9 protein-coding genes and 1 tRNA gene are annotated in these 12,381 nt (G+C 61.9%); 6 read left to right on the top strand and 4 right to left on the bottom strand.

Annotated elements, in window-relative coordinates:
• Positions 1-2: 2 nt before the first annotated feature.
• Positions 3-1,085: a TrkA family potassium uptake protein gene (locus tag MHX63_RS04975; RefSeq protein ID WP_239387491.1), complete on the top strand. Its 1,083-nt coding sequence runs from the start codon at positions 3-5 to the stop codon at positions 1,083-1,085.
• Positions 1,086-1,096: 11 nt separating this feature from the next.
• Entirely contained in the window at positions 1,097-3,187 is a 2,091-nt protein-coding gene (locus tag MHX63_RS04970; RefSeq protein WP_239387490.1) for an ATP-dependent DNA helicase UvrD2, read from the top strand.
• A gap of 27 nt (positions 3,188-3,214) precedes the next feature.
• Here the strand turns inward: MHX63_RS04970 and MHX63_RS04965 are convergent, their stop codons facing one another.
• Entirely contained in the window at positions 3,215-4,096 is an 882-nt protein-coding gene (locus MHX63_RS04965) for a hypothetical protein (protein ID WP_239387489.1), read from the bottom strand.
• Positions 4,097-4,227: 131 nt separating this feature from the next.
• Here MHX63_RS04965 and MHX63_RS04960 point away from each other — a divergent pair, with 131 nt between their 5' ends.
• Complete coding sequence (locus MHX63_RS04960) at positions 4,228-4,818, top strand: M48 family metallopeptidase (RefSeq protein WP_239387488.1); 591 nt, start codon at positions 4,228-4,230, stop codon at positions 4,816-4,818.
• Here MHX63_RS04960 and MHX63_RS04955 read toward each other — a convergent pair whose 3' ends face one another.
• On the bottom strand, positions 4,819-6,315 hold the full coding sequence (locus tag MHX63_RS04955; RefSeq protein WP_239387487.1) for a zinc-dependent metalloprotease: 1,497 nt from the start codon (positions 6,313-6,315) through the stop codon (positions 4,819-4,821).
• 144 nt (positions 6,316-6,459) lie between these two features.
• On the opposite strand from MHX63_RS04955, the gene MHX63_RS04950 reads away from it, so the two are divergent.
• Positions 6,460-7,539, top strand: a complete 1,080-nt coding sequence (locus MHX63_RS04950; protein WP_239387486.1) for a PDZ domain-containing protein — start codon at positions 6,460-6,462, stop codon at positions 7,537-7,539.
• A 24-nt stretch (positions 7,540-7,563) separates the two neighbouring features.
• Here the strand turns inward: MHX63_RS04950 and MHX63_RS04945 are convergent, their stop codons facing one another.
• The gene (locus MHX63_RS04945) at positions 7,564-8,124 is read right to left on the bottom strand and encodes a PPA1309 family protein (RefSeq protein ID WP_239387485.1); all 561 of its coding nucleotides are present in this window, start codon (positions 8,122-8,124) and stop codon (positions 7,564-7,566) included.
• 132 nt (positions 8,125-8,256) lie between these two features.
• On the opposite strand from MHX63_RS04945, the gene MHX63_RS04940 reads away from it, so the two are divergent.
• Both MHX63_RS04940 and MHX63_RS04935 read left to right on the top strand, forming a co-directional pair.
• Positions 8,257-11,319, top strand: coding sequence for a UPF0182 family protein (locus tag MHX63_RS04940; RefSeq protein WP_239387484.1), 3,063 nt, complete (start codon positions 8,257-8,259; stop codon positions 11,317-11,319).
• 96 nt (positions 11,320-11,415) lie between these two features.
• Positions 11,416-11,492 (top strand) — tRNA-Met (locus MHX63_RS04935).
• Positions 11,493-11,825: 333 nt separating this feature from the next.
• Here MHX63_RS04935 and MHX63_RS04930 read toward each other — a convergent pair.
• The gene (locus MHX63_RS04930; RefSeq protein WP_239387483.1) at positions 11,826-12,230 is read right to left on the bottom strand and encodes a MerR family transcriptional regulator; all 405 of its coding nucleotides are present in this window, start codon (positions 12,228-12,230) and stop codon (positions 11,826-11,828) included.
• Positions 12,231-12,381 lie beyond the last annotated feature (151 nt).

Below are 12,381 nucleotides of genomic sequence, written 5' to 3'. Positions count from 1 at the left end.
AGATGAAGAACCGGCTGCGCGAACGCTTCCGCGCCGATGATGAAGTCGATGAGCTACCGCCGCACGCGCTGCTTAACATCGTCCAGATTCCGACCTCAGTGGTGCAAAGCCCCTGGTGGCTCATTGTCCGGCGAATGTTCTACGCTTTCCTGCTGGTGCTGTTCGTCGCCTGCTTGGCCTATTTCGACCGGGACGGGTATGAGGGGATGGAAACGTTTGTAGATGCCCTGTATTACTCGTCGGTATCCCTGTCGACCACGGGCTACGGTGATGTCTCGCCGCAGACGCAGAATGCGCGACTTGTCAATACTCTCATCATCACCCCGGCCCGCCTGGTCTTCCTGATCCTGCTGGTCGGTACTACACTGTCCGTCCTTACCGAAGAGTCCCGCAAGACCCTCAACATCCGCCGCTGGAGGAAGAAAATGCGCAACCACACCATCGTCATCGGCTATGGCACCAAGGGGCGTTCCGCCATCGCCGCGCTCTTGGCCGACGGTGTATCGCCTTCGCAGATCGTGGTAGTGGATACGGATCGGGAGGTACTGGACCAGGCCTCCGCACAAGGGCTGGTAACTGTGCAGGGCTCCGCCACCAGGTCCGACGTGCTAAAACTCGCCGGTGTTAACCGTGCCCGCGCCGTCGTGGTGGCTCCCAACCAAGACGATACCGCCGTGCTGATCACCCTGTCGGTACGCGAGATCGCCCCGGCCGCAACCATCGTTGCCAGTGTGCGCGAATCCGATAACTCGCACTTGCTCCGCCAATCCGGCGCGGACTCCGTGGTGATTTCCTCCGAAACGGCGGGCCGCCTGATGGGACTGGCTACCGTCACCCCGTCGGTGACGGAAATGATGGAGGATCTGCTGTCCCCAGACGAAGGCGTCTCCATCGCCGAGCGGCTGGTCAGCGAAGAGGAAGTTGGCGGCAACCCGCGCGTGCTGGAGGACGTGGTGCTGGGAGTGGTGCGCTCCGGCGAGCTGTACCGCATCGACTCCGCCGAGGCGGAGACGATCGAACCGGGCGACCGCGTGCTGTATGTGCGCTCCAATCCGGGAGCCGACGACATCCTCGGCACGAAGTAGGGGTGCTTTGAGTGAGCTCCCTGCTGGACGGACTGGACCCGGAACAGGCAAGAGCTGCCTCGGCCCCGCGCGGACCGGTCAGCATCATCGCCGGCGCCGGCACCGGTAAGACCCGCACCATTACCCACCGCATTGCCCACCTAGTGGACGGCGGGTTCGTAAACCCCGACCACGTTCTGGCCGTCACCTTCACCGCCCGCGCCGCCGCGGAACTGCGCGAGCGCCTGGCGCTCATGAACATCCCCAAGGTGCAGGCCAAGACCTTCCACGCTGCGGCGATGCGGCAGCTGAAGTACTTCTGGCCCGCCTACGCCGGCGATCTGCCGTGGACGTTGCTGGATAACAAGTTCCGCATTGTCTCCCGCGCCGCTCGAGCCGTGGGAGTGGAAACCAGCACGGCGATGCTCGCCGACCTGATCGGGGAGATCGAATGGGCGAAATCCTCCCTGATCAGCGCGGAAGACTACCCGGATTACGTCGAGCCCCGGCGCCGCGACTGCCCGGTGGATCCCAAGACATTCGTCAAGGTCTTCCAGGGCTACGAGAGCATGAAGGCCACGCCTGAGGGCATGCTGTTGGACTTCGACGACCTGCTGCTGCACATGGCGGCGGCCATCGAATCCAACACGGGCATTGCAGACGAGTTTCGCTCCCGTTACCGCACCTTCGTCGTCGACGAGTACCAGGACGTCACGCCCCTGCAGCAGCGCGTGCTGGACGCCTGGGTGGGTGACCGGGACGACCTGACCGTGGTGGGCGACGCCAACCAGACGATTTATAGCTTCAACGGCGCCACCCCGGAGTACCTGCTGGATTTCACCACCAAGTACCCGGAATCCACCACCGTGCGCCTGTACCGCGACTATCGCTCCACCCCGCAGGTCGTGGACCTGGCCAACAACGTCATCGGCAAGGCGAAGGGGCGCGTGGCGGGCACTCGCCTGAAGTTGGAGGGCCAGCGCCCAGCAGGTCCCCTCCCGCAGTTTCACGAATACCCGGACGAACCCGCCGAAGCCGTAGCGGTGGTTAAGGAAATCCAGTCGCTCATCAACAAGGGTGTGGAGCCTGCGAACATCGCGATCCTGTACCGCATCAACTCCCAGTCGGCGAACTACGAATACGAGCTGGAGCAGGCCGGAATCGGCTACCAGGTCAAGGGTGGCGAGGGCTTCTTCAAACGCACCGAGATCCGCGAGGGCATGAATGCCATCATCGCCGCGGCAAAGAAGTACGACCCAGCTCCGGAAGATGTACCCGATGCTGTCCGCGCCGCCCTCGTCCCCGTCGGCCTGACCACCACCGAACCTTCCGGCTCGCAGGAACGCGCCCGCTGGCAGTCCCTGCAGGCTCTGTTCGACTTGGTTAAGGAGATCACCTCCAGCGCCGCCGAGCCTTTAAGCATGCCGGGCGTAGTGGCGCTGCTGAAGGAGCGCATGAGCGCGAAGAACCCGCCGAAGTTCCAGGGGGTCACCCTCGCCAGCATCCACGCCGCCAAGGGCTTGGAGTGGGACGCGGTCTTCCTCGTCGGCCTGAACGAAGGCACCCTGCCGATCCGCCATGCGCTCAAGGGCGCAGGCTCGGAGGAAGCCATAGAGGAGGAGCGCCGCCTGTTCTACGTGGGCATCACCCGCGCCCGCGAGCACCTGCACCTCAGCTGGTCGCTCGCACGCCAAGAGGGGTCGAAGGCGAACCGCCACCGCACCCGCTTCCTCGACGGGCTGGTCCCGCAGGAGGAAGCAGCCGCCGCGCAGCGTCGCTCCGGAAACGGAGGTTCCCGTGAGAGGCTTGGCGCGCCAAAGAACGCCTGCGTTGTCTGCGGAGCTCGCCTGGGCAGCCCGGAGCTGAAGATCCTCGGCCGCTGCGGCCAGCACGCTCCCGAAACCGACCACCTTTTGCTCACTGATCTGCGCGATTGGCGCATCACCCAGGCGAAGGACAAGGCGGTGCCGGCGTATGTCATTTTTACTGACGCCACGTTACGTGCCATCGCCGAGAAGCTGCCCACCACGTCTGACCAGTTGTTGGCCGTGCCGGGCATCGGCCCAGTGAAGGTCCAGGAGTTCGGCGAGGACGTGCTGGCGATCGTCAGTAACTATGCCTAACTATGCCTAACCGGGCTGCGTGCCTAGCTAAACCCTCACCGCCCGGCAGGAAAGGCAGTTGTCGTTGAAGGGCATCTGATAGGTCTGTGTGGCTCCGGTGGCGAAGTCCACCAGCCGCCGGTGCTTCAGGACCTCCGGGATCTCCGGCTCCTCCGGCGGGGGCTCCTGCTGGAGCCGCGCCATCCGGCGGGTTCGGACGAACTCTGTGTGTGCCCGCCACCAGGGCAGCACATGTTCGTTCAGCATCATCGCCAGCTGCGTGGAGGCGGCTTGAATAAGGTGCCGTTCCGTGCTGCCGGGCCTGCCGGTGGCCTGCAGTCGAACTCCGCGCCAGCCATCGTCAATCTTCCCGTAGTAGCTATCCATACAGGCCAGACACGGAGTAACACCCGGGACAACCAGCGGCCCCAGCACGGTTTTCCCGTCCACGATGCCGGCGGGGTAGTGGGCCACGCGGTTGACCATCAGCGCATGCTGCACGTCCGGGGTGGGGAACACCGCGCCGGGCAGGGCTATCAGCGAACGCCGAGCCTCGCTGGGCGTGGAGGTGATACGGAAGCTTAAGCCCAGTGCCTCCAGTACGGGTTCCAGCCGTTCGCTGGCCACGCCGGAGGCCAGGACGTGGAAGTCCACGTTTCTTTGGGAAGGCCGCAGGATCCTGGCCTGCATCATCTCGGAGAGCATCAACCGCGCATCCTCTGCTTTTAGCCCGCAGTAGCCCAGCTTCTGGTGTAGTTCGTCAAAGGAGATTCCTCCGCGAGCCAAGGCAAACACGTGTGCCACCTGGCCAGGGTTCACGCTTTTCGGCAGCGGCAGAATCATCGATTCATGCGGCAAAACCCCGAACTGCAGGCCGATAGTCGGCCTGGCCAGGATGGCTGTGCTCGACGGCAAGTTAAGCTCTAGCATGATTGCATTCCCCTAAAACCCCTGTCCCCTTAAGTCCCAGTGCGGCAGCCTGCGCTCCCCATGCGCGTTGTGCAGTCGCCTCTCACCCTAGCAGCGCAGCATTGTCTTCGCTGGTGGAAAGGTTGTTTCAGATGGCTCCCTCCTTCCGCTCCCGCGCTGTCGACCCGCAGCAGCTGGCCCGCGAGGTGCAGGGAGAGCTTTCGGCTCAGCTAGGCCCCGAGGTGACGGTGCCGCCCGTCACCATCCGCCTGTCCACCCGGCGCAAGAAGACGGTTGCGGTGCGGGAAGAAGGCGATGGGTTCTTGGTCATGTCTCCCGCGGCCATCGGAGAGGCCGAGCTGCGCAGAATCAGCGTAGAGCTGGTGGGCAAGGCGCTGAAGAGTCGGCGTCAAACAATGGGCAACCAGGAGCTAGCCGAGCGGGCGGTGCAGCTCAACGACAAGTACCTCGGCGGCCGGGCGACAATCGGGGAGATTAAGTTCGTCACGAACATGAACACGCGCTGGGGCAGCTGCTCGGTGCAATCCATGCGCATCCGGATCGCCCACCAGCTACAGGAAGTGCCCGGATACGTGCTGGATGCGGTGATTATCCACGAGCTGATCCACACGATTGTGCCGAATCACGGCCCGGAGTTTCGCAAATGGGAGGCGCGCACCCCGCACCTGGAGAGGGCGCAGGGCTACCTGGAGGCCTTTAAGCGCTGGGGGATGCGCGGCTAGCTACTCTTTGTTGCTCTCGCCGTTCTCGTCGGCATCGTTCTCGCCAGTGCCGTTGTCATCGCTGCGCTTCTCGTTGAGCTCCCGCTCCAGCTTCTCGATCTCGCTGATGGGGTTGAAGTCCTCCATCTCGTCCTCGTCGAAAGCCACGCTGCTGATGAAGGCCGCCGGGTTGTCCAGGTCGGAGGCCACGGGAAGGAAGTCGGGGTGGTCCCACACGCCGTCGCGCTTAGTGACGCCCACCGCATCATCCAGCTTGCGCCACAGCTCGGCTGCCTCGTTTGCCTTCGGGGCAGTGAAGCTAATTCCGACGGCCTTGGTCAGCGCATCCATAGCGGGGGAACCGTTGTTGCGGAACTCGGACCAAGCGGCACCAATCATGGCCGCGCCAGGGATGCGGGAGTTCAGGGCGGAACCTACGACATAATCCACCCAGCCTTCGATGAGCGACAGGCTGGTTTCCAGGCGCTCGCGGGCGTGGGCGTTGGTGGAGACAACCTGGGGGGAGAGATCCTGGCCCTGCATCCGCTCCATCATCTCCTGCATCTTCGCTGGATCGTTCATGGATTCCGGGGTGATCTCCCGGGTGGCTTCCTCAATGGCGGAGTAGTCCAGCGACAGGCCGGCGGCGAACTCCTCGACGTCCAGGATGAGGCGCTCCACCAGCCACGGGACGTGCTTGAACAGGCGCAGATGCGCGGCCTCGCGGGCGGCCAGGTAGATCAGCGCCTCGCGGGGCTCGCAGCCCAGCTTCTTGGCCATGGAGTCCAGGTGTTCGGTTGCGATTGCGGCGGTATCGCCCTCGGCCAGCGGCACGCCCCACTGGGTGGAAAGCACCACGTCGGTGGCCATCGCACCCAGGGTGTTGCCCAACTGGGCGCCGAAGTTCATGGCGTTGATTTGCTTCATCATTCCCGCCAGTGGGCCGAGCTGGCTGCGCATTTCCTCCGGCACGCCACCCAGGGCAGCGTCGCCGAGCTTGTCTGCCAGGGGAGTGACCACGCGCTTCCACGTTTCGAAGGTTTCGTCCAGCCACTGCGCCGGGCCGAAGGCCACGGAGCCGGAGGCGCCAGCGGGCAGGTTGGTGGCTTCGTCCAGCCACAGCTCGGCTAGGCGAACGGAATCGGCTACCGCCTGCGAATCGTTTTGGCTGGGGCGGGTGTCCTTGTTGGTGGCGGCGATCCGCTGGCGGGCGGTGCGCTTGGCCAGTCCGTAATTGACCGGCCCCTGGCCTTCGGCACTGTTCATGTCTGTACCGAATCCGGAGAGCATGGAACCAAACTGGTTCAGGATGTCGCCCAGGTTGCCTGCCCCCATGTTGCCCGCGCCGCCGTTCATACCGCCGGCGTCGCTTCCCATGGGGCCGCCGAAGAAGAAGCTGAACGGGTTGTTCTGGTTCCCGTTTTCGTCGCGGTTGTTGTCGTCGTCTTTATCGTGGTCTTTGTCGCGATCGTCATCGGAATCGTGCGGGCCGTGGAAGCCAAAACCGAATTTACTCATGTACCCCACCGTACCGACTGTTGCAGGATGAAAACGACCTCGAAAGGCCGCGAAGGCGCCTATTTGCGTGTGCTGAGAGCGAACAGGGGCCGACCTGTGTTGGGGTGGGCAAACCTTGCCGGTGAAGCATGTAAAGTTGGGCGGGTGAAATTCTGGAACAGGCGAAATCGCACCATCGTCGTGGGCGCAGTGCCCGTCGTGGCGATCTTTTCCCTCCTTGGCCTGCCGTCGATCCCCGGCACCAACATTGACTTGACCGTCCCCTATGCAGCCGAGGGTAACGGGCCGACGTTCAATACCTTGGGCGAGGTCGATGGCCGAGAGGTCGTGGACATCAGTGGCGCGAAGACTCACCCAACCAGCGGCAACCTCAACATGACCACCGTGTCCGTCCGCACGAATATGACGTTGGCGCAGGCTCTGAAGCGCTGGATCTCCACGGACGACACCCTGGTGCCGATTGAGCATGTATTCCCCTCGGGCAAGTCTTCGGAGGAAGTACAGCGCCAGAATGCCGCCGCTTTCGCCAATTCGGAGTCCAACGCCACCATTTCGGCGATGAACCACCTGGACAAGCCTCTGGAGACCATGGCGCTGGAGATCTCCGAGGATTCCCCCGCACAGGGCAAGATCGAGGTCAACGACATCATCACCAAGGTCGATGGGGAGAAGATCACGCTGCCCAGCGAACTGTCCGACAAAATCAAGGGCTACAAGCCGGGCGATGAGGTCACCGTCACCGTCAAGCGCCAGGAGAAGGACAAGGACATCAAGGTCAAGCTCGCCGAACTACCGGAGGAGGTGCGTGGCGACCATCCGAAGGACACTGCTTTCCTCGGTGTGACGGCCGTTGCTCAGCCGGGCGGGAACATCAAGGTGGAGTACAACCTGACAGATATCGGCGGCCCGTCCGCCGGTCTGATGTTCTCTATGGCGGTCGTTGACAAGCTGACGCCTGAGGACCTGACAGATGGGAAGTTCGTCGCCGGCACCGGAACTATTGACGCCGCAGGCAAGGTCGGCCCGATTGGTGGCATCACTCACAAGATCGCCGCCGCTAAGGAAGCCGGCGCAGAGGTGTTCCTAGTGCCGGCGCAGAACTGCGCTGAGGCGGTCCACAAGCCGCCGGAGGGGATCACCCTGCTGAAGGTCGATACGCTCGACGATGCAATCAAGGACCTTCAGGATTACAACGACGGCAAGCAGGCCGATACCTGCAAGTAGCCAAGTAGCGTTTACAGGTAGGGCCTATTCATCAGCCTCGAAGGTGGCGCGCAGGGTGTGAATTACGCCGGGGGCGATGTCGTCCCCGCCGAGCAGCTGCACCTTGTCCTGGCCGAAGGGGTCTTCCGCAAGCTCCTCCTCGCTGGGGCGTAGCTGGATAAGGGAACGCTCGGGGCCGGAAAAGTCGGCGTCACAAAGAACTCCGCTGAACAAACGAGCCTGGTGCGGGGCAGGGTCCGCACCGGGCGCGGCGTTGGAGAAAGTGATCTCCTGGGCGAGGATCGCCCCGACGACGGGGGCGGGCCAGCGGATGGTGGCCAGGAATTGGCCGAGCTCCTCGCTGCCGGGGCGGATGTGCTCCGGGATGTCCTCCTGCACCACCAGAGCCAAAGGGTTGGCCGGGGCATCGTCGTCGAAGGCCTGGGGCGCGGCATCGGCGACTAGCGAGGCCGGAACCAGGGCAAATAAGGTGGCCGGTTGATCCCAGCCCTCGGCCTGCACGAAGTCCACGGCCTCGCGCAGAGCTGCGTTGAGCACGCGCTCGTCCTGCAGATCGACGTTCGGGGAGTGGTCGGGAGAGGTCATTCGTGATGCCTTTCTATTGTTGGGGGATGGGTTGGGGGTTTGTTATGAAGCTTTAAGAATTGTACGTATCCTTGTAGAAACATCGCGATCAGCGATCCCCACAGGCGCGATTAGCAGGAGAGTAATTAAGCCTTGAACACGCCCACGCCACCGTCTTCGGACCGCCCGAAGCCACAGTTCCCGTCCAGCCCAGGGTCGAGTAAGCGCTCGAAATTCCTGGGAATCCTGGTGGCAGCCATCGCCATCATCATCTTTATCGTGCCGGTGGTGGTGAGCACATACACCGACTTCGCCTGGTTCCGCAGCGTGGATTACCAGGGTGTGTTCATGAATGTGATTGTGGCTCGACTGGTGCTCTTCGCAGTCTTTGGACTGATCGGTGCACTGATCTCCTGGCTGGCGGCGTATCTGGCCTACCGGGCGCGGCCGGACAAGATCGAATCCTTGGGATCCTCCTCGCCCCTGGCTGAGTACCGACCGCTGATCCGCCGCAACATGCGCCCATTCCTGGTGGGCATTCCGCTGTTCGTGGGGGTGATCACCGGCATGATCGTGCAATCCAACTGGCGTTCGGTTTTGTTGTTCCTGAACGGGTCGAACTTTGGCGTGCACGATCCGCAGTTCGACAAGGACTTGGGTTTTTACGCCTTTAATCTGCCTTTCCTGCAGATGCTGGTCTCCACCTTCAGTGTGCTGCTGATCCTGGCCTTTGTGATCAACGGGATTGGCCACTACCTGCTGGGGTCCATCACAACAGGTAACCCGCGGGTGGGGGAGAAGGCCTCTATCTCTACGAATGCTCGCCGTCAGCTGGCGGTCATTGCTGGCGCATGGATGCTGCTTAAGGCAGTCGGCTACTGGTTCGACCGTTACGGGTTGCTTACCCGTTCGCACGAGACTTTCACGGGTGCCTCTTACACGGACATCAATGCTGTGCTGCCCGCACAGATTGTGCTGCTGGTGATCTCGATCTTCGTGGCAGCCATGTTCTTCATCACGATTGTTCTGCGCGACCTGCGTATCCCGGCACTAGCGGTGGCGCTGATGGTCGGTTCGTCGCTGACCGTGGGGCTGGCGTGGCCCGCGATGCTGGAGCAGTTCTCCGTCAACCCGAACCGTGCGGAGAAGGAGCGCGAGTACATCGCCCGCAACATCGAGGCCACCCGGTACGCCTACGGCATTGGTGACGACAAGATCACCTACGACCGTGACTGGGGTGCTGCTGGGGATGCCGCCTCGAAGGAGCAGAAGAAGGCCGTTGCCGATGACTCCGCCACCCTCTCTAACGTGCGCCTGCTGGACCCGGAGGTGCTGAGCCCGACGTTCACCCAGCAACAGCAGCTGCGTAACTTCTACGGGTTCCCGGACGAGCTGGCGATCGATCGCTACGAGGTGGACGGCAAGATGCGCGACTTTGTAGTTGCCGCCCGCGAGCTGAACCCGAACACCCTGGACGGCAACCAGAACGACTGGATCAACCGCCACACGGTCTACACCCACGGCAACGGCTTTGTAGCAGCCCCAGCCCGCAAGGTGGATGAGGTCGCCCGCGACGTCGGGTCTGCCCGCGGTGGCTACCCGGTGTACACGGTCGCAGATCTGCAGTCGATGCAGTCCGGTAAGCAGGGTGGCGAGCTGGAACTGGATATCGAACAGCCGCGTATTTACTTCGGCCCGGTTATTGCTTCGTCGAATCAGAACAACTCTGACTACGCGATCGTTGGCAATACCGAGGGCGAGCCGCTGGAGTACGATACCGACGCATCCAATTACACCTACACCGGTACCGGTGGTGTGGATGTTTCTAACTACTTCAACCGCCTGATGTTCTCGGCCCACTTCGAGTCGATGAACATGCTGCTGACGGACCGCATTGGTGAGGGCTCGAAGATCCTTTACGAGCGCGACCCCCGCGAGCGTGTGCACAAGGTAGCTCCGTGGCTGACCACGGACTCCAAGACCTACCCGGTCGTCATTGACGGCCGGGTGAAGTGGGTCGTTGACGGTTACACGACGTTGAATAACCTGCCCTACTCCGAGCGGATTGGGCTTACTGATTCTACTGCGGACGCCCTTAATCCCGACGGCGTTAGTGAAACCCAGGTCGTCGACAATGAGGTTGGCTACATTCGCAATTCCGTGAAGGCCGTGGTCGATGCCTACGACGGTAGCGTGGATCTGTACGCCTTCGATGAATCGGACCCGGTGCTGAAGGCCTGGCGGGGTGCGTTCCCGGACGTGGTTAAGCCGCGCTCCGAGATCAGCAAGGAGCTGGAGGACCACCTGCGATACCCGGAGGATATGTTCAAGGTGCAGCGCGAGCTCATCGCCAAATACCACGTCTCCGACCCGGGCGTGTTCTTCCAGAACGACTCTTTCTGGTCCGTGCCGACGGATCCGACGGCTCCGCAGGACCGCCAGGATAATGCGCAGCCGCCGTACTACGTGGTGGCGGCTGACCCGGAGACCAACAAGCCGTCGTTCCAGCTGATTACCCCGTTCCGTGGCCTGCGCCGTGAGTTCCTGGCGGCGCACATGTCCGTGGGCTCCGACCCGGATAACTACGGACAAATCAACGTGCGAGTGTTGCCGACGGGCACGCAGACGCTGGGTCCGAACCAGGCGCAGGACACGATGATGTCCTCCGACGAGATCGCCCGCGAGCGTACCCTGCTGAAGGGCACGAACGACCTGACGAACGGTAACCTGCTGACTTTGCCGGTGGGCGACGGGCAAATCCTGTACGTCGAGCCGGTGTACTCGCAGCGCAGTGGCCAGGATTCGGCCTTCCCGAAGCTACTGCGCGTGCTGGTGAGCTACAACGGCCAGGTGGGCTATGCCCCGACCATTGCTGAGGCCCTGGACCAGGTAGGGATCAAGACATCCTCCACTACTGACATCCAGGAGATCGACGGTTCAGTCGTTGATCCGACTAAGGACGGAGGCAGCGGTAACAAGGGTGATAAGGGCAAGGATGCAGACAAGGACAAGAAGTCCAATGACGAGCAGAGTTCGGATGCGAAGGGCGCTGCCGGCAAGCCTGACAACAAGGGCACCGATACGGCTCCGGAGCAGCGTGTGCGCGATGCGATGGACAAGGTGAACAAGACCCGCGAGTCCGGCACCTTCGAAGAGTTCGGTAAGGCACTGGACGAGCTGGACAAGGCGGTCCAGGACTTGCAGTCTGAGCGCTAAGCCCCGGTGGAATCGTCTGTGACCAGGCGATTTCACTTTATCCAAGCTCTGCGTTACAGTAGGGGAGTCGCTGACGCGATGGCGTACAGCACTCGTCGCGGGGTGGAGCAGCTCGGTAGCTCGCTGGGCTCATAACCCAGAGGTCGTAGGTTCGAATCCTGCCCCCGCTACCAACTTCCAAGCCCCTACCAGGAGAAACACTGGTAGGGGCTTTAGTTATTTCTCTTAAGGCGCACGTCCTGGGACTCAAATCGGGACTTTAGCGATGGCATTTTGTCACTTAAGCCGGTTTGGAAGTGATGGGGTTAAGTGACAATTTTCGATTTTGTGACCTTGGATGACTGTGTCGTTTTGAGGAGTCGTCTGCACGGATTTCAGAAGTCCTCTGTACTATCGCCATCCACTCCGGAGAGGCCGCGGGCGTTCGTCCACTTCATCTGGAACGCGATTCGACAGAGCGCATTCAATACGATGGTCTTTTTCTCCCTGCGAAGGATGGGGGCAGTTTAGGGTGCCAGGGTGTTGACCAGATCGAGGAATTCCTCAGCGTAGGAAATTTGCTTGCGTAGCTTTTCGTAGCGGGTGCGCGTCTCCTCACGAATGTCGGCAAGGGTGGCCTTGGCATTACTCCGTGCCTGCTGTGCGGTATCACTGTCCTGCCCGCCATCTGAACTATGAAGAATCTCCGCAGCTTCCAGGAATTCCCGCATCTGATCCAGAGTAAACCCCAGCGGTTTCATCCGTCGCACCAGCAAAACACGACGTACATCAGCCTCACTATAAAGCCTGAACCCACCAGGGCTACGCCCCGATGGGGTAATCAGGCCGACGTTGTCATAATAACGCAAGGTGGGAATCGACAACCCCGTCTGGTCAACGACCTCGCCGATCTTGAAATTACTGTTTTGCATTGCCTGTTCTCCTTCACGGTGATGTTGCTCACGGGTTCCTGTGCCTGGGTTGGCGGTTGAGTAAAACTCCCGCTACCATGACCACCATCACCAAACCTAAAGTTACTAGAGGGTTGGATTCCTTTCGGGCGTTCGCCCAGTTACCTATCCC

Origin of the sequence: Corynebacterium sp. ACRQK (assembly GCF_022345965.1) — a bacterium.
Lineage (GTDB): Bacteria > Actinomycetota > Actinomycetes > Mycobacteriales > Mycobacteriaceae > Corynebacterium.
Note: the sequence above shows the minus strand (reverse complement) of the source record. Positions and strands in the feature narration are given on the sequence as shown.

Excerpts from the sequence above, each read along its gene's own strand:
- MHX63_RS04975 (WP_239387491.1), top strand. The coding sequence starts at position 3 with ATGAAGAACCGGCTGCGCGAACGCTTCCGCGCCGATGATGAAGTCGAT.
- MHX63_RS04955 (WP_239387487.1), bottom strand. The coding sequence starts at position 6,315 with ATGAGTAAATTCGGTTTTGGCTTCCACGGCCCGCACGATTCCGATGAC.
- MHX63_RS04960 (WP_239387488.1), top strand. The coding sequence starts at position 4,228 with ATGGCTCCCTCCTTCCGCTCCCGCGCTGTCGACCCGCAGCAGCTGGCC.
- MHX63_RS04965 (WP_239387489.1), bottom strand. The coding sequence starts at position 4,096 with ATGCTAGAGCTTAACTTGCCGTCGAGCACAGCCATCCTGGCCAGGCCG.
- MHX63_RS04930 (WP_239387483.1), bottom strand. The coding sequence starts at position 12,230 with ATGCAAAACAGTAATTTCAAGATCGGCGAGGTCGTTGACCAGACGGGG.
- MHX63_RS04945 (WP_239387485.1), bottom strand. The coding sequence starts at position 8,124 with ATGACCTCTCCCGACCACTCCCCGAACGTCGATCTGCAGGACGAGCGC.